Below are 20188 nucleotides of genomic sequence, written 5' to 3'. Positions count from 1 at the left end.
TCAGGAGGTGAGCTTCGCCAGAGCCGCGTCGACGCGGCTCAGGGTCTTCTCCTTGCCCAGGATCTCCAGGGACTCGAAGAGGGGCAGGCCGACCGTGCGGCCGGTGACGGCGACACGGACCGGGGCCTGGGCCTTGCCGAGCTTGAGGCCGTGGGCCTCGCCGGCGGCCAGCACCGCGTTCTTGAGGGACTCGGGGTCGCTCCAGTCGGCGGCCTCGAGCTTCTCGCGGGCGGTGGTGAGGAGGGCCGCGGGCTCGCCCTTCATCGCCTTGTCCCACGAGGGCTGGTCGAAGACCGGCTCGGACAGGAAGAGGAAGTCCACGTTGGCCGTGATGTCCGAGAGGACGGTCACCCGGGTCTGGGCGTGCGGCGCGATGGCCTCCCAGGCGGCGCGGTCGAAGTCCTCGGGCGCCCAGTTGGCGAACGGGGCCCGCAGCCAGGGCTCGCAGGCCGCGGCGAAGGCCTTCACGTCCAGCATCCGGATGTGGTCGGCGTTGATCGACTCGGCCTTCTTGAGGTCGAAGCGCGCCGGGTTGGCGTTGACCTCGGCGATGTCGAACTTCGCCACCATCTCGGGGATGGTGAAGATGTCCTGGTCGGCCGAGAAGGACCAGCCGAGGAGCGAGAGGTAGTTCAGCAGGCCCTCGGGGAGGAAGCCGCGCTCCCTGTAGAGGTTGAGGGAGGCCTCGGGGTCACGCTTGGAGAGCTTCTTGTTGCCCTCGCCCATGACGTACGGCAGGTGGCCGAAGGACGGGATCTCCTTGGCGACGCCCAGCTCGATCAGTGCCTTGTAGAGCGCGACCTGGCGGGGGGTGGAGGAGAGCAGGTCCTCGCCGCGCAGGACGTGGGTGATCTCCATCAGGGCGTCGTCGACCGGGTTGACCAGGGTGTACAGCGGGGCGCCGTTGGCCCGGAGGATGCCGTAGTCCGGCACGTTCTCCGGGGTGAAGGTGAGCTCGCCGCGGACCAGGTCGGTGAAGGTGATCGGCTCGTCGGGCATCCGGAAGCGGACGATCGACGCGCGGCCCTCGGCCTCGTACGCCGCCTTCTGCTCGGCGGTCAGGTCGCGGCAGTGGCCGTCGTAGCCGGAGGGGCGGCCGGCGGCGCGGGCGGCGGCGCGGCGCTCGTCGAGCTCCTCGGTGGTGCAGTAGCAGGGGTACGCGTATCCGCCCGCGAGCAGCTTGTCGGCGACGTCCTTGTAGATGTCCATCCGCTGCGACTGGCGGTAGGGCGCGTGCGGGCCGCCCACCTCCGGGCCCTCGTCCCAGTCGAGGCCGAGCCACTTCAGGGAGTCGAGCAGCTGGTCGTACGACTCCTCGGAGTCGCGCGCAGCGTCGGTGTCCTCGATGCGGAAGACCATGGTGCCCTCGTTGTGCCGGGCGAAGGCCCAGTTGAAGAGAGCGGTGCGGACCAGACCCACGTGGGGGTTGCCGGTCGGCGAGGGACAGAAACGGACGCGGGGGGGTGCCCCCTGCTCGAGCGAAGTCGAGAGCTTGGGGGAGTTCGCGTTAGCCACGCTTGATCACCTTATTGGTGAGAGTGCCGATGCCTTCGATGGTGACGGCGACCTCGTCGCCGACGTTGAGGGGGCCGACCCCGGCGGGTGTGCCGGTGAGGATGACGTCGCCGGGGAGCAGCGTCATGGCCTCGGTGATGTGGACGACCAGGTCCTCGATGGAGCGGATCATGTCGCTCGTCCGACCCAGCTGGCGCTGTTCGCCGTTGACCGTGGCCTGGATGGTCAGGTCGCTCGCGGCAGCGATGCTCATGCCCGTCTCCACCCAGGGCCCCAGGGGGCAGGAGGTGTCGAAGCCCTTGGCGCGGGCCCACTGCTTCTCGCGCTGCTGGGCGTCGCGGGCGGTGACGTCATTGGCGCAGGTGTAGCCGAAGACGACGTCCTTGACGCGCTCGCGGGGCACCTCTCGGCACATCCGGCCGATGACCACGGCCAGTTCGGCCTCGTGGTGCAGTTCGTTGGAGAAGGAGGGGTACTCGATGGCGTCGCCGGAGCCGATCACCGAGGTGGTGGGCTTGAAGAAGGCGACGGGGACGTCGGGGACCTCGTTGCCGAGTTCGGCGGCGTGCTCCGCGTAGTTGCGGCCGATGGCCACGACCTTGTTGGGGAGCACGGGCGGCAGGAGCCGTACCTTGCTCAGCGGGACCTTGGTGCCGCTGAGCTCGAAGTCGGTGTACGGGATGCCCTTGATGATGTCGAGGACGAGGCCGCCGGACTCGACGGTTCCCTCGCCCTCGACGGCGCCGAAGGCCACATTGCCGTCGATGGAGAATCTGGCGATGCGCACGAGTGCTGTCGCCCCTCACTTGGTGCTGGCTGGAGTCTGACGCTCCAGGCTAACGCGGCGCGGGGGCGGCCGACCGGCGATGTCACCGCGTCCGGCGACACGGATCACGCGGGTGGGGTCGGCGGTGGGTCAGCGGGTCGCGGAGGCGTACGGCTCGGGCTGGTACGGGGCCGGCGGCTGCATGAGGACGGTGCGGCGCGGGTTGGCCGTCTTCGCGGGCAGCTCGAGCGCGTACTCGGGCAGCGCGGGCCGGCCGAGGTCTGCGGCGTCCGTGAGGTGGACGAGGGTGGAACGGCGGGGGTTGGCCGTGGTGCCGGGCGTCGTCGTCTTCATCGCGGTGATCTGACCTTGTTCCGGAACGGGCGCCGCGTTCGGGCGCGAGGGGGTGTAAAGCGTCAGGCTAAACATGCGATTCCCTTCGAATGCATGGCTAAGACATCAATCGCCGTGTGAGTTTGCTCACCACTGGCGCCGCATTTCAGGCATTACGGACTGCCATCCGTGGTCACGGAAAGGGACATTCCGCCACTGAATGCTCTATTCCGCTCCTGATCATCGCGACTGGGACACACGGGTACGCGGGGCCATTGGAGGAGAAACGCCCGAATCCTCCCTGATCATCTTCTACATGCGGTGACGCTCTGCGCACGGGTTGTCATGACCCTCGCGGTGCGACACGAGGCCCTTGTTGGAGGTCCGGCACTGTGCTGGAATTCCACGCACCGCCGCGGGTTTCAAGCCGGCGCGCAGGGGGCGCAACGCAGCGCCGGCCTAGTGGCGGGGAAGGGGGAACTGCGCCGGTCACCGACGACCACCTGGAGTGCTCTCCACGCACTCCGATTGACACCGACACCGTCCTCTCCGTTCATCCGGAAGGACGCCTGGTCCAGAGGTTGCGACGCTAGTGCAGGGACGTTTCAAGAGGGATGGCTCGGGGTCTCCCCAGCCCCGCCAGGGCCGCGCGGATGCTCCGGCGGAGCAGGAACCGCGCGCCGGGACCGACCGCGGTCCCTCGGCCTCGCACACCCCGAACCAGGGTCAGGGTCCGTCCGGCGACGGCGGTGACGGCAGCAGGCGCACCAGCGCCTCGGCCGCGACCGCCGAGCCGTCCGACGCACCCCCCAAGGCCCGGGCCGAGAACGAGGTCGGGCCGCGAATAGCCCTGCGCAACTGGCGCATCTCCACGCGCCTGGTCGCGCTGCTCACCCTCCCCGTGGTGGCCGCGACCACCCTGGGCGGCATCCGCATCAGCGAGTCGCTCCAGGACATGGAGCAGCTCGACCACATGCAGCTGCTCACCAAGCTGACGCGAGAGGCGACCGACCTCGCGCAGGCCCTCCAGTCCGAGCGCGACCTGTCCGCGGGTCCGCTCGCCAACGGCCGCCCGGTCAGCGACTACCAGGTCGCCAACCCGCGCCGTAAGACGGACCGCGAGTACAAGGCCTTCCTCGAGGCGACGGAGGCCATCCCGGCCACCGAGGGCGACGAGGCGCTGCGCAGCATCCGGCAGAACGTCAGCCAGATCGCCTCGCAGGTCATCCAGCTCAACACGATCCGCGGCAACGCCTACGAGAAGGGCGTCTCCAACTCGGTGACGGTCGAGGCGTACAGCCGCCTCATCCGCTCGCTGCTCAGCCTGTCCCAGGACATGGCCCAGGCGACCAGCAACCCCGAGATGATCAAGCGGACCCGGGCGCTCGCCGCCTTCTCGTCCGCCAAGGAGTACGCCTCCATCCAGCAGGCGATCATCGCGGCGGCGCTGCCCGCGAGCGACAAGACCTCGGGCAAGGTCCAGCAGGGTGACCGCCTCTACGGCGAGGCCGCGCTCAACTCCGAGGGCGTCGAGCTCAAGTCCTTCCAGGCGATCTACGAGTCGACCGGTGGTGACGCCACCGACCGCACCGCCTCGCTCAACAACGGCAACCCGTCGATCACCGCCGCCGAGAAGTACGCCGAGCGCGTCCTCAACTCGGACGACGCCATGCAGAGCGGCCCCAAGCGCGGCCACCTGAACTTCACCGACGAGTACGGCACCAAGATCGCCGCCATGAACCGCATCGAGCGCGGTCTGCTCGGCGACATGGAGACGATGGCCCGTGAGCTGCGGCAGGAGTCGCAGCGCGAGGCCATCATCAACGGTGCGCTGATCCTCCTCGTCCTCGGCGTCTCGCTCATCGGCGCCTTCGTCGTGGCCCGGTCCATGATCCGCTCGCTGCGCCGGCTCCAGGACACCGCGACCAAGGTCGCCCAGGAACGTCTGCCCGAGCTCGTCAAGCAGCTCTCCGAGTCCGACCCGCAGGACGTCGACACCTCCGTCGAGTCCGTCGGTGTGCACTCCCGGGACGAGATCGGCCAGGTGGCCGCGGCCTTCGACGACGTGCACCGCGAGGCCGTCCGTCTCGCCGCCGAGCAGGCCCTCCTCCGGGGCAACGTCAACGCGATGTTCACCAACCTCTCGCGCCGTTCCCAGGGCCTCATCCAGCGTCAGCTCTCGCTCATCTCCGAGCTGGAGTCGCGCGAGGCCGACCCGGACCAGCTGTCCTCGCTCTTCAAGCTCGACCACCTCGCGACGCGTATGCGCCGTAACGGTGAGAACCTCCTCGTCCTCGCGGGTGAGGAGCCCGGCCGCCGCTGGACCCGCCCGGTCCCGCTGGTCGACGTGCTCCGTGCCGCCGCCTCCGAGGTGGAGCAGTACGAGCGCATCGAACTGGCCGCGGTCCCGGCGACCGAGGTCGCCGGCCGGGTCGTCAACGACCTCGTGCACCTCCTCGCCGAGCTGCTGGAGAACGCCACCTCGTTCTCCTCGCCGCAGACCAAGGTCCGGGTGACCGGTCACGCGCTGCCCGACGGCCGCGTCCTCGTCGAGATCCACGACACCGGCATCGGCCTCTCCCCCGAGGACCTCGCCGCGATCAACGAGCGGCTCGCCTCGCCGCCCACCGTGGACGTCTCCGTCTCCCGCCGCATGGGTCTGTTCGTGGTCGGCCGCCTGTCCCTGCGACACGGCATCCGCATCCAGCTGCGTCCCTCCGACTCGGGCGGCACCACCGCGCTCGTCATGCTCCCGGTCGACGTCGCCCAGGGCGGCAAGAAGCCTCCGATGCCCAAGCCGGGTGCCGGTGGCCAGGGCGCGATGCCGCAGGGTGCCTCCGCCCCCGGCGGCCGGCTCCCCGGCGGTCCCGGTGCGGCCGGTGGCCCCGGTGGACGTCCGGGCCAGGGCGGTGCGCCCTCGGGCGGCCTGCTCGGCGGCGGTGCTCCGCGCGGCCAGGTCGGAACGAGTGGTCCCCGGGCCGCGCTGCCCGCCCGCGACGGCGGCCCGCAGGGCGCCCCGCAGTCCCGCACCCCGCAGCCGCAGAACGCGCAGCTCGACCGGACCGGTCAGCTGCCGCAGGTCCCCCAGAACCCGCAGGCCCCGCAGGCCCCGCAGGCCCCGCAGGCCCCGCAGAGCAACGACCCGCTGCGCCCGGGTGGCGGCCTCATCGGCGGCGCCGCGAGCGCCATCCCGTCCCGTACGGACGTGTGGGGCAGCCAGGGCGCCCAGCAGACCGGATCCGGCACGCCGCAGCAGGGCCGGCAGGGCCAGGCCCCGGCGGCCGGCCAGACCGGCGGGTACGAGCTGCCGGGGGGCAACCCCCAGGCGCAGCGCCCGCAGGCCGCGAGCTGGGGCAACGACCAGGCGCAGCAGCCGGTCCGGCGTCCGCAGCAGGAGATGTCCCCGCTGGACGCTCCGCGCGGGCACGAGGACTCGGAGTCGACGGGCCGGTTCCCGGCTCAGGCGGCCCCGCAGGGCCCCGGTTCCACGGGCCAGTTCCCGCGTCCCGACTTCGGTGCCCCGCAGCAGCCGCAGCAGCCGCAGGTGTACCAGGGCGGATCGCAGGACCCGGCGTCCACGGCGCAGTTCCCGCGCCCGGACTTCGGTGCCCCCCAGGGTCCCGGTTCCACGGGCCAGTTCCCGCGGCCGGACCTCGGTGCCCCGCAGGGTCCCGGCTCCACCGGCCAGTTCCCGCGTCCCGACTTCGGTGCCCCGCAGCAGCCGCAGGGCCGTGCCCCGCAGCACGCCCCGCAGCCGCAGGCTCCCGCCCCGCAGGGGTACCAGGGCGGCCAGCAGCAGTACGGCCAGCAGCCCTTCGTGCCGCAGGCCCAGCAGCAGGCGCAGGCTCCGCAGCAGCAGGCCCCGCGTCAGCGCACCGGCGGCGACTTCGGCGCCCAGCGTCCGGGCGGCGAGCCGGGCCGGCAGCAGCCGCAGCTTCAGCAGCCCCGCCGTCCGGAGGCTCTGCCGCCGGCCGGTACGGGTGACGGTCGTACCCCGCTGTACGACAACCTGGAGACCAACTGGTTCCACCAGGAGCAGGCGCAGCAGCAGGCGCAGCAGCAGGCTCCGGCCGCGCAGCCGTCCGCTCCGGCGCCCCGTCCGGCCGCCGACCCGGCCGACGGCCGCCAGAACGGCGGGGCCGCCTGGCGGACCTCGCCCAACGACGAGCTGGTGCGCCAGGCCGAGCGGGTGCGCAAGCCCGCGGCCGGCGGTGTCACCACCTCAGGCCTCCCCCGGCGTGTGCCGAAGGCCAACCTCGTACCCGGGACCGCACAGGAGCAGGCCCACACGGCCGGCCCCCAGGTCTCGCGTGCACCCGACGACGTCCGCGGCCGGCTGACCAATCTGCGCCGCGGCATCCAGCAGGGCCGACAGGCGGGCAACTCGACCACGGGTAGCATCCACCTCGGTCCGAACCATCAGCAGGAGCGTTAGTTGAACGCGATGAGCCAGGCGGCGCAGAATCTGAACTGGTTGATCACCAACTTCGTGGACAACACCCCTGGGGTGTCGCACACGGTGGTGGTCTCCGCCGACGGACTCCTGCTGGCCATGTCCGAAGGATTCCCCCGCGACCGTGCCGACCAGCTGGCGGCGGTCGCGTCCGGACTGACCTCGCTGACCGCGGGTGCGTCCCGGATCTTCGAGGGGGGCCCCGTCGCGCAGACCGTGGTGGAGATGGAGCGCGGCTTCCTCTTCCTCATGCAGGTCTCCGACGGCTCCTCGCTGGCCGTGCTCGCCCACCCCGAGTGCGACATCGGCCTCGTGGGCTACGAGATGGCGCTGCTGGTCGACCGGGCCGGCAGCGTCCTCACCCCGGATCTCCGCGCGGAGCTCCAGGGCAGCCTGCTGCACTAGCCGGATCACCTTCCGGACAACCCCACGTACGACCGATCGACAGGGCGGTACGCCCCTCCGTACCGCCCTGGCACTGTTATCCGTCCGGCCGCCCCACCCGGCCCCCCACCGGCCCCATCAGACGGCAGAAGGTTTGCCGTCACGCCCGGAGGATTCATGACCCCGCCCCCCGCCTCTCACGATCCGTACGGCAATTCAGTCGACGAGTACGGACACGAGGGCGACCAGCCGCTGGTGCGTCCGTACGCGATGACCGGCGGCCGGACCCGGCCGCGCTACCAGCTCGCCATCGAGGCGCTGGTCAGCACCACGGCCGACCCGGCGCACCTCGCCACGCTCCTCCCGGAGCACCAGCGGATCTGCCACCTGTGCCGCGAGGTCAAGTCGGTTGCCGAGGTGTCGGCGCTGCTGTCGATGCCGCTCGGTGTCGCCCGGATCCTCGTCGCCGACCTGGCGGAGGCCGGCATGGTGGCGATCCACCAGCCGGGCAATGGAGAGACCGGCGGCACGCCGGACGTGACTCTGCTCGAAAGGGTGCTCAGTGGACTTCGCAAGCTCTGACGGTGGTGCGGCTCGTTCGACCACCAGCGCGAAGATCGTGGTGGCGGGTGGCTTCGGCGTGGGCAAGACCACGTTCGTCGGCGCCGTCTCCGAGATCAACCCGCTGCGCACAGAGGCCGTGATGACCTCCGCCTCGGCGGGGATCGACGACCTCACGCACACCGGTGGCAAGACGACGACGACCGTGGCCATGGACTTCGGCCGCATCACGCTGGACCAGGACCTGATCCTGTACCTGTTCGGTACGCCGGGCCAGGACCGCTTCTGGTTCATGTGGGACGACCTCGTCCGCGGCGCCATCGGTGCCGTCGTGCTGGTCGACACCCGCCGTCTCGCCGACTGTTTCCCCGCCGTCGACTATTTCGAGAACAGCGGCCTCCCCTTCGTCATCGCCCTCAACGGCTTCGACGGAAGCCAGCCGTACCAGCCGGAGGAAGTGCGGGAGGCCCTGCAGATCGGCCCCGACACCCCCATCATCACCACCGACGCCCGCCACCGCGCCGACGCCAAGAGCGCCCTCATCACGCTCGTCGAGCACGCGCTGATGGCCCGGCTGAAGTAGCCGGAACGCCAGGGCGCTTGTCATATGCCGTTGCCAGGGGCGGTCTGTGTCGTTCGACACGGCCGCCCGTGCGTTCATAACGTTTCGACAGAGAATTGGGGCGCCTCGGACACCCGATGCATCCGATCGGTGTCACTGCGCTCACATGAGCCCCGCCATTTGGCGGGGCTCGCTCTTTATGCCCGTTTTATGCGAGGCCTGGACCACTGAAAGAGGTCGTGTCCCACTGTTTGGAAGGGACACCCTTCACGTGCTGCAATTCATGAACTCCCGAGTAGTACGGCCCTGAACGAAACACCGGCACAACGTAGGTGCCGACGCCGAGAGGTTGTTGGTCGAGTGCGAAGCAAGGAACGCTCCGCGGAGCAGGAGACGCGGGGCAACTTCACGCCGCCGTCGCGCACAGTCGTGTCACCCGCGGACGTGCCCGTCACGCCGCCCGTGGCGCCGGCGGCGAGCAAGGGAAGCTCCAGCAAGCTGTCGCCCCGCAACTGGCGGGTGCCCACCCGTCTGAACGCGATCCTCCTCATACCCGTGCTGGTCGGCCTCGTCATGGGCGGCTTCCAGGTGAAGGGCGCGATCGACACCTGGCAGGAGGCGCAGGACGCCGAGAAGACGGCGCTCATCGTGCGCGCCGCCTCGGAGTACAGCACCGCCCTCCTCAACGAGCGCGACCTCACCGCGGGCCCCCTGCTCGCGGCCAAGACCGCCGAGGACCGCAAGAGCGACGAGGTCACGCGGGCGTACGCCGCGACCGACGCCGCCCGGATCAAGTTCGACGAGGCCGCCAAGAACCTGCCCTCGGGCCAGGGTCTCGAGCGTCGTCTCCGTCTCTTCCGGGACGAGGAGCCGAAGCTCGACGCGCTCCGCAAGGCCGCGTACACGCGCTCCCTCGACCCGGTGAACACCCAGCTCGGGTACACCGGCGTCCAGCACTACCTCACCGAGTTCTCCAACGAGCTCGGCCTCGGCACCGGCAACGTCACCGCCTACGGCCGTAGCGTCTACGCCGTCCAGCTGGCCAAGGGCGCCGAGTCCCTCCAGCGCTCCATCGGCACCCAGCTCCTCGTCCGGCCCAGCCGCACCGAGGCCGTCTTCGCCCAGCAGTCCGTGGCGTTCAACTCGTACAACTACCTGGAGCAGATCGCCCTCGGCGAGTTCGCCTCCGGTGGTATGCCAGAGGACGTCGAACTGCTGAAGAAGGTCATGGCCGGCAAGGCCACCGAGGGCGCCAAGCAGATGCAGGCCGCCGGCGTCGAGCTGCCCAAGGGCAAGGACGGCTCCGTCTACTCCGGCTCCGCCTCCGCGATCGGCACCGCCAAGAACCCCGAGGCGCTCGCGGCGCTCAAGTCCAAGGGCGTCACCGCCGAGACCTGGATGGCCGTGGCCACCGCCAAGTTCGACGGCTACTCCCAGGTCGAGAAGGCGCTCGTCGACAAGGCCGTGGCCGAGGCCGCGAAGATCTCGGACGAGGCCAAGACGGACGCCTGGGTCATCGGCGGCATCGTCGTCATCGCCCTGCTCGCCGCCTTCATCCTCGCCGGGGTGATGGCCCGCCAGATGAGCCGCTCGATGCAGCAGCTGCGCACCGCCGCCTTCGGCATCGCCGAGCAGCGCCTGCCCATGCTGGTCGACCAGCTGTCCCGTACCGAGCCGGGCCGTGTCGACACCCGCGTCCAGCCGATCCCGATCGACACGCAGGACGAGATCGGCGAGGTCGCCCGCGCCTTCGACCAGGTCCACCGCGAGGCCGTCCGGCTCGCCGCCGAGCAGGCCATGCTCCGGGGCAACGTCAACGCGATCTTCACCAACCTCTCGCGCCGCAACCAGTCGCTGATCGAGGGCCAGCTGACCCTCATCACCGACCTGGAGAACAACGAGGCCGACCCGGACCAGCTGGAGAACCTCTTCCGTCTGGACCACCTGGCGACCCGTATGCGCCGCAACGGCGAGAACCTCCTGGTCCTCGCCGGCGAGGAGCCCGGCCGCCGCTGGGACCAGCCGGTCCCGCTGGTCGACGTCATGCGCGCCGCCTCCTCCGAGGTGGAGCAGTACGAGCGCATCGAGCTCGCTGGCGTCCCGGAGGCCGAGATCCACGGCCAGGCCGTGACCGACCTCGTACACCTGCTCGCCGAGCTCCTGGAGAACGCCACCACGTTCTCCTCCCCGCAGACCAAGGTCCGTGTCACCGCGACCCGTCTCCCCGACGGCCGCGTGATGGTCGAGATCCACGACAAGGGCATCGGCCTCACCGCCGAGGACTTCGCGGACATCAACCACAAGCTGGCGAACCCGCCGACCGTGGACGCCGCCGTCTCGCAGCGCATGGGCCTGTTCGTGGTCGGCCGGCTCGCCGACCGCCACGGCATCCGGGTCCAGCTGCGCCCCTCGGGCGAGCAGGCCGGCACGACCTCCCTGGTCATGCTGCCGGACGCGATCACGCACGGTGGTGGCGGCGAGCAGCCGCTCCAGGACGACTTCACGGTCTCCCAGATCATTCCGCAGCAGCAGCAACAGCAGAGCGCCTTCGAGAGCGCACCGCCGCAGCAGCAGCCCATGCTGACCGCCGCCGACCTCGGCTTCGACGACTCGCGCTACGAGCAGCCGGCCGAGGAGGAGCGTCCGCTCGACCCGGTCGACCGCTCGCTGAAGCGCGACGGGCGGCGTGCCGCCCTGGAGGCCCAGACGACCGGCGACCGGCCGCTCTTCCGCGACGAGGCGGAGCAGTCGGAGGAGTACGGGCAGGGCCAGGAGTACGACCCGCAGGGCCAGGGCCAGGAGTACGCCCCGGCTCAGGAGTACGGGCAGCAGCAGGCCCAGGAGTACCCGGCGGAGCAGTACGCACCGGCTCAGGAGTACGGACAGCAGCAGCCCCAGCAGCCCCAGCAGGCGCAGGGATACGGCCAGGAGTACGGGGCCGGCTACCCGCAGCAGCAGGACGGTTACGCGTACCCGCAGCAGGGCTACGAGGCGTACCCCCAGCAGGGCTATGCGGAAGCTTCGTACGAGACCCCGGAAGTCGAACACCAGCAGTACGGCAACACGTTCGATCCCCAGTCCCACCAGGGCGAGTGGCAGGATCAGAGCGCGTACCAGGGCGGCTACCAGCAGCAGTACGGAGCTGAATCGGAATCTGCTCCGGGCGCTCCCGAACAGGCCGCCGACCGCGTAGGCTTCGACCGTCCGGGTCCGACCCCGAGTGCCGCCCCGGACGCCGGTCACGCGCTGACCGACGCCGGTCTGCCGCGCCGCGGCAGCGTCGCCCCGCCGAACCAGCAGGCGCCGCAGCAGCAGGCACCGCAGCAGGCGAAGCCCGCGCAGCCGGCGCAGGAGCAGCAGCAGAACGAAGCCGACGGTCCCGACGAATGGCGCTCGACCAACGACGAGCGCTGGCAGCGGGCCGGCAAGCTCAAGGACCCGAAGGCGGGCGGAGTCACCTCGTCCGGTCTCCCCCGCCGGGTCCCGAAGGCCAACCTGGTCGAGGGCACGGCTGAGCAGACCCCGCAGGGCGGCCCCCAGGTCTCCCGCGCACCCGAGGACGTACGGGGCAGGTTGAGCAACCTGCGCCGGGGCGTCCAGCAGGGGCGCAGCGCGGGAACGGACACGAACGGATCGGGCCTCGGCCCGGGCAGTACCTACAACCAGGAGCGTTAGTGTGAGCATGAGCCAGGCGGCGCAGAATCTGAACTGGTTGATCACCAACTTCGTGGACAACACCCCTGGGGTGTCGCACACGGTGGTGGTCTCCGCCGACGGACTCCTGCTGGCGATGTCCGAGGGATTCCCTCGCGACCGCGCCGACCAGCTGGCGGCCGTCGCCTCCGGACTGACCTCGCTGACCGCGGGCGCGTCCCGGATCTTCGAGGGTGGTGCGGTCAATCAGACCGTGGTGGAGATGGAGCGCGGCTTCCTCTTCATCATGTCGGTCTCCGACGGCTCCTCGCTGGCCGTGCTCGCGCACCCCGAGGCCGACATCGGTCTCGTGGGCTACGAGATGGCACTTCTCGTGGACCGCGCGGGCACCGTACTGACTCCTGACCTCCGGGCGGAGCTTCAGGGAAGTCTTCTCAACTAACAGACAGACAGTGCGTTTCGCGCCACCGCCCCGTAAGGTGCGGTGGCGCGGTTCCAAGGGACATGGACCGCGAGGCAGTCGGAGGAGGAGACGTGGGTACACCACCGGGCGCAAGCCCTTATCACGGTTATGACGCGCACCAGGCGCCGCTGGGCGACCCCGCGCAGAACCGGTACAACTTTCCCTCCACCCCGAGCAGACACGGTGCTTCGCAGCCGTATCGGCAGCCTCAGGCCCCGTCCGCGGGCGGGCACGGCACCTCGCGCGCCCAGTCCGCCGCCGGCTCCAGCAGCTCCGGCGGGCACAATCCGCTGGTGCGTCCGTACGCCATGACCGGCGGCCGGACCCGGCCGCGCTACCAGCTCGCCATCGAGGCACTGGTCAGCACTACGGCCGACCCCGCGCGACTGCAGGGTCAGTTGCCCGAGCACCAGCGGATCTGCCGGCTGTGCTTCGAGATCAAGTCGGTCGCGGAGATCTCGGCCCTTCTCTCCATTCCCCTCGGCGTCGCCCGAATCCTCGTCGCCGACCTGGCCGAGGCCGGACTTGTCGCCATCCACCAGCCGGGCGGCGACGAAGCCGCCGGCGGTCAGCCAGACGTGACACTGCTCGAAAGGGTGCTCAGTGGACTTCGCAAGCTCTAGCGGCGGCGCGGCCCGTTCAACCACCAGCGCGAAGATCGTGGTGGCGGGTGGCTTCGGCGTGGGCAAGACCACGTTCGTCGGCGCCGTCTCTGAGATCAACCCGCTGCGTACCGAAGCCGTCATGACCTCCGCCTCCGCGGGCATCGACGACCTCACGCACACCGGCGACAAGACGACGACGACCGTCGCCATGGACTTCGGCCGCATCACCCTGGACCAGGACCTGATCCTGTACCTGTTCGGTACGCCGGGCCAGGACCGCTTCTGGTTCATGTGGGACGACCTCGTCCGCGGCGCCATCGGCGCCGTGGTCCTCGTCGACACCCGCCGTCTCGCCGACTGCTTCCCCGCCGTCGACTACTTCGAGAACAGCGGCCTCCCCTTCGTCATCGCCCTCAACGGCTTCGACGGAAGCCAGCCGTACCAGCCCGAAGAAGTACGCGAGGCCCTGCAGATCGGCCCCGACACCCCCATCATCACCACCGACGCCCGCCACCGCGCCGACGCCAAGAGCGCCCTCATCACGCTCGTCGAGCACGCCCTCATGGCCCGACTGCGGTAGCTGTCCCCGGCGTTGCGTACCGAAGGCCGCGTTCCCTCCCCGGGAACGCGGCCTTCGGCGTACGGCGGACGCGGCGCTCCGCGTACGGACGTCGCGGCCCCCGGCGTACCCGGACGAACACTCTTCGCGACGAAACCGCCACCGGGACCGCGTGCGTCCACTACGTTGTCGGGGGGACCTCGGGGGAGGGAAGCATGAACTCGTACGACGGTGTGGACCGGATCGGTCCCTTCGACGTGGTGCGTGTCCTCGGCAACGGCGGGATGGGCAAGGTCTACCTCTGCCGGACACGCGCCGGGCAGCAGGTCGCGGTCAAGGTGATCCGCGGGGAGCTCGCCGGAATCCACGAGATCAGGGAGCGGTTCGCCCGCGAGGTGAACGCCCTGCGCGACGTCCACAGCCCCTACACCGTCCCGGTCTACTCCGCGGAGACGCTGACCCCGCCCCTCTGGCTCGCCACCCGCTACCTCGCGGGACCCACCCTGGACGTCCGGGTGGTCACGTCGGGCCCCCTGCCCGGGCGACAGGTGGCGGAGCTCGGCGCCATGCTCGCGGAGGCGCTCGCCGAGGTGCACGCGCGCGGGGTGATCCACCGTGACGTCAAGCCGAGCAACATCATCCTGGAGGGCGGCGAGCCCCGTCTCATCGACTTCGGGATCGCCCGCACGGCCGCGGGGACGAAGGGGCTCACCCTCCCCGGCACCGCGCTCGGTACCCACGGCTACATGGCGCCCGAACAGCTCCTGGGGCGCGAACCGTCCCCCGCCGTCGACATCTTCGCGCTCGGCGCCGTCCTCGCCTACGCGGCGACCGGCCGGCCGCCGTTCGGCACCGGGCAGCCCGCGAGCGTACGCATCCTCCGGGGCAGGTCGCCCCGGCTCGGCGGTGTACCGGCGCCGCTCGCCGAACTGATCACCGCGTGTCTGGCCACCGCTCCCACCGACCGGCCCCTGCCCTCCCAGCTCCTGGCGGCGCTCGGCGCCCGGCTCGGGAGCGCGTCCGCGTCCGGTGCCTCCGCCGCCGAGCAGCCCCGCCGGCCCCGCCGGCCCCGCCAGCCCACGGTGCCGGTCGCCGCTCCCCCGCACCGCTGCCATGTGCCGGCGGCGTCGGGAGCCGGTGACCCGTGTGCGTTACGCCCGTTCGCCGCCCGGCTCCTCGATGCGGGGCTGACTCGTTCCCTGGTCCGGAAGGCGGTTCTGCACGATGCCCACTGAGCCCACTGAGCCCCTCGCGCCCACCGCACACATCCCGTCCGCCCAGTCGGCCCAGTCGGCCCAGCGGATCGAGCACGCCGAGCGTGTCGTCGAACTGCGGAACGGCTGGGAGTCGCTGGTACGGGACTGGGCGCGGCGGCGCGGCGAACCCGTCGCCCGCGAGGACGGCGCCCTGTACCTGGAGACCACGGTGGGCGGCCCCACCGGCCCCCGGCTCACCGTGGACGTCAGCCGCGCGGCCGGTTCGCTCGTGGTGGCCGTCACCGACGGGACCCTGGTCTCCCCGGACCGGCTCGCGCCGACCGCGGCGGCCGCGACCGCCTGGAACTCCCGCGAGGTGACGCCCACCGCGATCCTCGGGGACGAGCGCAGCGAGACGCCGCTGTTGTCGGCCGTCCTCGCCCTGCCGCTGGCCGCCCATCTGTCGGCCGACGGCTTCGCCGCGACCCTGGACACACTGCTCGACGCGGCGCTGCGGCTGCTGCGCGAGTGCCACGATCTCGGATTCGTCCTGCGGAGCACCGATGACCTCACGACGCGGGAGTGACCGGATGGAATGGGCCGCCGTCCTGCTGACGGTCACGGTGATACCCATGGCGGCGGCACTCGCCATCATGTGGGGCAGTACGGGGTCCTGGCGGCCCGGCGGGGGCCGCGGGCCCGATCCTGAGCGGGCACGTGAGTCGGAACGCAAGCCCGAAGGGCCAAGCGCACCGGAGCCGGGCCGTGGAACCGACCGGGACTCCGACCGGGGCCGTGGGGCCGACCGGGGTCGCGGGTCCGGCCAGGGACGCGGCCCCGAGCAGGGACGCAGGCCCGAGCAGGGCCGTGTGCCCGAGCAGGGCCGCGGGACCGGCCAAGGGCGCGGTCCCGACCGGAACCGCGGGATCGACCAGGGGCGCGGGATCGACCAGAACCGCGGACCCGAGCAAGGACGTGTGCCCGACCAGGGCCGCGGAACCGGCCAACGCCGCGGGTCCGGCTCTCGGCGGGACCGGGACAGGGATCGGGACCGGGATTCCGGGCGTACGGCTCCGGGCACGGTGCACCCGGAGCACCACCACCGGTCCGGCGGCCGGGACGGCGAGCCGGGGCCGCAGCTCCCTCCGCCTCCGCAGCCCCCGACTCTGCGGGACCACCTGGTGCGGCTGACCGACACCGGGCGGGCGATCCTGGGCAGCGCCGCCTTCCTGCTGCCGCACGGCACCGGGAGGGAGCCCGGCGAGGCGGACCCGTCCGCGCCCGGCCCCACGGAGACGGCGCACCCCGCCCGCGGGTCCGACGGCTCCGTGGCTCCCTCCGTTCCGTCCTCGGAGCCCCCTCACCCGCGGCATGCCCTCCCGCCGCACGGCGAGCCGCCGCGCTCCGAACCCCACCACACGCTCCCCGCCGGACCCACCGGGAGCACCGGCACCGGGGGCGGGCCCGACGAGGTGCCGCACCGCGCCGTACCCCTCCCCCGGCCCCACGAGAAACCCTCCGCCGCACCTCCGGCCGGCGAGCTCCCTCGGCACGCTCTCCCCGCCACCGCACCGGATCTCGACACCGTGGCGATCGGCGGGCGGCAGCGCTTCGTCGTGCCCGCCGCGACCTGGCTCCGCCCCGACGGCTACGTCGAGTGGGAGGGCGCCCTGTGCCGCGCCCACTGGCAGGGCCCGGCGTCGGCGTACCCGCGCCCCGGTGACCTGGTCCGCGTGACGGTGACACCGGACTCGGAACCCCCGCTGCTCCAGGCCCGCCCGCTCCACTGAACCTCCCTCACACCCGTAGCGCTCGCGCCACCCCTCCCCCCACGCCTGCCCATCCGTCCCCGTCGTTCCACGGAGTAGCCGTGTCTCCCACGCCTCAGCCCGACGAAGCCCCGCTCCCCGTGCCGTACATGGGCTTCGAGTTCGACAGCGCCCAGCGGCTGCCGCTCCTGCTCTGCCTCGACACCTCCAGCTCCCTGAGCCAGCACAACGCCATCGGATCGCTCAACTCCGCCCTCACCGGCTGGGCGACGAGCCTCGCCGACGACATGGCGCTCAGCGCCGCCGTCGACGTCGCCGTCATCACCTTCGGCGGGAAGGAGGGCATCACCGTCTGGCAGGGGAACACCCCGCTCGGCGCCACCGCGCCCGAGTGGCCGCACAGTCCGTTCGTCCCGGCCCACGAGTTCCGGCCGCCGGTGCTGCGCGCGGAGGGGGTGACCCTGCTCGACCGGGCGCTGCGCCTGGCGATGGACGTCGTCGCCGACTACAAGGCGGGGCTCCGCGCCGAGGGTCTCACCTACTACCGCCCGCAGATCTGCGTGGTCACGGACGGGGTGCCCAGCGACGAGAAGGGCCGCTTCTCGTACGCGTACCGCGATCTCCTGCCCGACCTGCGCAAGGCGGAGGAGGAGCGTCGCTTCCGGCTGTTCACGGTGGGGGTCGGCGAGCGGCACGCGGGCGCGGAGGGGGTGCTCCAGGAGCTGGCGCCGCACTACCACGCCTGGCTCGACGGATTCCCTTTCGCGGAGCTGCTCACGGCGATGTCGCACAGTGCCAAGGCCACGCAGGGCGGTGCGGCGGAGGCCGAGTTCCAGGAGATCTTCGCCCGGCTGAAGCGCCGGCGCGGAGGCGGGCAGGTGCCGGCATGAGGGCGCCGGACGGGCCTCCCACGGGATGGCGGGTGCACGGTACGAGTGCGACGGGCTACCGGCATCTGCGGGAGCGGACGCTCTGTCAGGACGCGTACGCGTACGAGGAGACCGCCTCGGGGCTCGTCCTCGCGGTGGCGGACGGCGCCGGGAGCGCGCCGGACTCCCGGGAGGGGGCCCGCCAGGCCGTCCGGCTCGCGATGGCTGCCTTCCTGCCGACGGTCACCGCGTGGGAGCGGCTGCCGGACGCCCGGGCGCGCAAGGAGCAACTGACCGAGGCGTTCCGTGACGTACGGGCCGAGTTCCTGCGGTGGTGCCAGGGCCCACCGGGCCGGTACGCCACCACGCTGACCGTGGTGGTCCTCGCCCGGGGCTGGCTCGGGCAGCTGTCGATCGGCGACGGTCTCGTCCTCGTCCGTGCCGAGACGGGCGGGGGAGCGGGCGGGAACGCGGGTGCGGGCGGGAGCGGCGGCGCCGGAGCGGCCACCTCCTACCATCTGCTGCCCCGCGCGCACACCGGAAGCGAGTACGCGAACGAGACCGTGTTCGTGGGCTCGCCCAGCGCCCTCGCCCACCTCCGGGTCGACTGTGTCCGTGACGAGGGCATCGACGGGGTCCTGCTGTCCACGGACGGTCTGACGCACGCCCTGCTCCGGCGGGCCCCCGCCGGGCCCCCGCTGCCGCACGACGCCTTCCTCGGACATCTCTTCGACCGGCTCGCCCGGCCCGACTACGACCCCGCCGAGGAGGACCGGCGGCTCAAGGACTTCCTCGGATCCGACCAGATCACCCGGGTGACCGGGGACGACAAGACTCTCCTGTGGGCGATACGGACATGACTGAGGCTGACTCGAACGACGGCACCGGCGGCGCCGGTCACGCGCACGACCCCGTCCTCACACTCGGGGACGGCACCCGCGTCACCCGTGGGCCCAAGCCCCTGGGGACCGGCGGGCAGGGCAGTGTGTGGGCGCTCGACGAACGCGCCGACCTCGCCGCCAAGATCTACAACAGCGCTCCCGACGCCGCCCAGGTGCGCCGGCTCGCGGCCATGCTCCGGGCCGACCCGCTCGCCGGGGAGCCGCTCGCGCCCGGCCAGCCCCCGATGCTGGTGTGGCCGGTCGACGTGGTCGAGGCCGGCGGGCGGCCGGTGGGCTACGGGATGCCGTTCCTGGACCCGGCGGAGCACACCCCGCTGAACGGACTGTTCCAGAAACGTGTGCGGCTGGACAGGTTCGAGGGCCGGGCGCACTGGAAGTTCCTCCTCGGGGTGGCCTCGAACCTCGCGTACATGACGGCGGAGCTGCATCAGCAGCGCTTCGTCGTGGGCGACCTGTCGAGTTCCAACGCGGTCGTGGACACCAACGGGTACGTCACCTTCCTGGACTGCGACTCGTTCGCCTTCACCGACGCGCTGACCGGGGAGTCCTTCGGCAGCGAGGTGTTCATCGACGACTACGCGGGCCCCGAGCGGCACACCGGGGAGCCGCCGACCCGGCATTCGGACGACTTCGCCCTGGCCGTACTCGTCTACCAGCTGCTCACGGCCGGGAACCATCCGTTCGACGGGGCTCCGCTGCACGGCCCCGTCGAGGCGACCCGCAAGGACAACATCCAGGCCGGTACGTCCTTCCTCGTCCACCCGAACCGGGTGCGGACACCGGCGCAGCTGCTCCCCAGCGAGGTGCTGCCGCCCCGGGTGGTGGAGCTCGCGCGGCGGGCGTTCGGCCCGGGGATCCGTGATCCCCGGCGGCGGCCCTCGTCGGCGGCCTGGCTGGAGGCGCTGGACGAGGCACGGTCGACCGCCGTGCAGTGCGCCGAGGTGGCGAACCACCACCACAGCGGCCATCTGAGCTCCTGCCCGTGGTGCGGGCGCCGGGCGGCCGGACAGGCGGACCCGTTCGTCGCGGGTCCGGGGCGGCAGTCGGCGACCGGCCGGGCGGCCGGGGCGTCGGCGGGTGCGAGCAGGTCGAGCACGCGTGCGTCGACGGGCGCCGGGGGTACGGCGAGCGCGTCGGCGCCCCGGTCCGGAGCGTCCGGCCCGTCGTCGCGGTCCGGTCCCGCCGCGTCGGCCCCGCCGTCCGGCTCGTCCGGACCGGCCTCCTCCACAGGCGCGACTGTCCCGCCGCCGAAGCCCGCCACTCCCCCGCCGAGCAAGCCCCCCACGTGGACGCCGACCGGCACCCCGGGCACGACGGGCACCACGGGCACGACCGGCACCACCGGCACCACGGGCACGACCGGCACGTCGGGTCCGGCCAAGCCCGACGACAAGGCGGCCCCCACCCCACCGGCCCCCCTCACCAAGGGCGAGATCGCGCTCGGCTGCACGGCCGTCCTGATCCTCGTCGGCATCGTGGGCGCCGTGGTCTGGGGCATCGTCGTGCTCGTCCAGGCGATCCTGGCCTAGGGCGCACGGCGGGCCAGGACATGAAGGAGGGCCGGAACCCGTGTCACGGGTTCCGGCCCTCCTCCGGA

At 71.9% G+C, this 20188-nt stretch carries 17 protein-coding genes; 14 read left to right on the top strand and 3 right to left on the bottom strand.

The annotated features are described in order from the left end of the window. From gltX to IE311_RS08040, 3 genes are all read right to left on the bottom strand, one after another. The gene (gene gltX / locus IE311_RS08050) at positions 1-1515 is read right to left on the bottom strand and encodes a glutamate--tRNA ligase (protein WP_189830888.1); all 1515 of its coding nucleotides are present in this window, start codon (positions 1513-1515) and stop codon (positions 1-3) included. Further along, positions 1508-2302 carry a fumarylacetoacetate hydrolase family protein gene (locus IE311_RS08045; RefSeq protein ID WP_189830887.1) on the bottom strand — a complete coding sequence of 265 codons (795 nt, stop codon included), beginning with the start codon at positions 2300-2302 and terminating at the stop codon, positions 1508-1510. The genes gltX and IE311_RS08045 overlap by 8 nt, the downstream gene beginning before the upstream one ends. 129 nt (positions 2303-2431) lie before the next feature. Next, positions 2432-2635 carry a hypothetical protein gene (locus tag IE311_RS08040; RefSeq protein ID WP_189830886.1) on the bottom strand — a complete coding sequence of 68 codons (204 nt, stop codon included), beginning with the start codon at positions 2633-2635 and terminating at the stop codon, positions 2432-2434. A 571-nt stretch (positions 2636-3206) separates the two neighbouring features. Between IE311_RS08040 and IE311_RS08035 the strand changes: the two genes are divergently transcribed. The 14 genes from IE311_RS08035 to IE311_RS07970 all read left to right on the top strand — a co-directional run bounded on the left by IE311_RS08035 (position 3207) and on the right by IE311_RS07970 (position 20120). After that, positions 3207-7049: a sensor histidine kinase gene (locus IE311_RS08035; RefSeq protein WP_189830885.1), complete on the top strand. Its 3843-nt coding sequence runs from the start codon at positions 3207-3209 to the stop codon at positions 7047-7049. A 9-nt stretch (positions 7050-7058) separates the two neighbouring features. Next, a complete protein-coding gene (locus IE311_RS08030; protein ID WP_015036421.1) occupies positions 7059-7472 on the top strand; it encodes a roadblock/LC7 domain-containing protein in 414 nt (137 codons plus the stop codon). 156 nt (positions 7473-7628) lie between these two features. After that, entirely contained in the window at positions 7629-8033 is a 405-nt protein-coding gene (locus IE311_RS08025) for a DUF742 domain-containing protein (RefSeq protein ID WP_030206207.1), read from the top strand. Then, the gene (locus tag IE311_RS08020) at positions 8014-8595 is read left to right on the top strand and encodes a GTP-binding protein (RefSeq protein ID WP_189830884.1); all 582 of its coding nucleotides are present in this window, start codon (positions 8014-8016) and stop codon (positions 8593-8595) included. Before IE311_RS08025 ends, IE311_RS08020 begins: the two co-directional genes overlap by 20 nt. 441 nt (positions 8596-9036) lie before the next feature. After that, positions 9037-12249: a sensor histidine kinase gene (locus IE311_RS08015; RefSeq protein WP_373313783.1), complete on the top strand. Its 3213-nt coding sequence runs from the start codon at positions 9037-9039 to the stop codon at positions 12247-12249. Positions 12250-12256: 7 nt separating this feature from the next. Continuing rightward, positions 12257-12670, top strand: a complete 414-nt coding sequence (locus IE311_RS08010) for a roadblock/LC7 domain-containing protein (RefSeq protein WP_056644956.1) — start codon at positions 12257-12259, stop codon at positions 12668-12670. 92 nt (positions 12671-12762) lie between these two features. After that, the gene (locus tag IE311_RS08005; RefSeq protein ID WP_189830882.1) at positions 12763-13314 is read left to right on the top strand and encodes a DUF742 domain-containing protein; all 552 of its coding nucleotides are present in this window, start codon (positions 12763-12765) and stop codon (positions 13312-13314) included. Next, on the top strand, positions 13295-13876 hold the full coding sequence (locus IE311_RS08000; RefSeq protein WP_187623077.1) for a GTP-binding protein: 582 nt from the start codon (positions 13295-13297) through the stop codon (positions 13874-13876). The genes IE311_RS08005 and IE311_RS08000 overlap by 20 nt, the downstream gene beginning before the upstream one ends. Before the next feature lie 194 nt (positions 13877-14070). Continuing rightward, the gene (locus IE311_RS07995; protein WP_189830881.1) at positions 14071-15090 is read left to right on the top strand and encodes a serine/threonine-protein kinase; all 1020 of its coding nucleotides are present in this window, start codon (positions 14071-14073) and stop codon (positions 15088-15090) included. Next, entirely contained in the window at positions 15080-15637 is a 558-nt protein-coding gene (locus tag IE311_RS07990) for a YbjN domain-containing protein (protein WP_229901784.1), read from the top strand. Before IE311_RS07995 ends, IE311_RS07990 begins: the two co-directional genes overlap by 11 nt. 595 nt (positions 15638-16232) lie before the next feature. Further along, the gene (locus IE311_RS07985) at positions 16233-16841 is read left to right on the top strand and encodes a hypothetical protein (RefSeq protein WP_189830880.1); all 609 of its coding nucleotides are present in this window, start codon (positions 16233-16235) and stop codon (positions 16839-16841) included. A gap of 80 nt (positions 16842-16921) precedes the next feature. Then, complete coding sequence (locus tag IE311_RS07980) at positions 16922-17710, top strand: vWA domain-containing protein (RefSeq protein ID WP_229901783.1); 789 nt, start codon at positions 16922-16924, stop codon at positions 17708-17710. Between the two features lie 32 nt (positions 17711-17742). Continuing rightward, positions 17743-18549: a PP2C family serine/threonine-protein phosphatase gene (locus tag IE311_RS07975; protein ID WP_229901782.1), complete on the top strand. Its 807-nt coding sequence runs from the start codon at positions 17743-17745 to the stop codon at positions 18547-18549. Further along, positions 18546-20120: a hypothetical protein gene (locus IE311_RS07970; protein WP_189830878.1), complete on the top strand. Its 1575-nt coding sequence runs from the start codon at positions 18546-18548 to the stop codon at positions 20118-20120. Before IE311_RS07975 ends, IE311_RS07970 begins: the two co-directional genes overlap by 4 nt. Positions 20121-20188 lie beyond the last annotated feature (68 nt).

Origin of the sequence: Streptomyces zaomyceticus, from assembly GCF_014656215.1 — a bacterium.
GTDB classification, from domain to species: Bacteria; Actinomycetota; Actinomycetes; order Streptomycetales; family Streptomycetaceae; genus Streptomyces; species Streptomyces zaomyceticus.
Note: the sequence above shows the minus strand (reverse complement) of the source record. Positions and strands in the feature narration are given on the sequence as shown.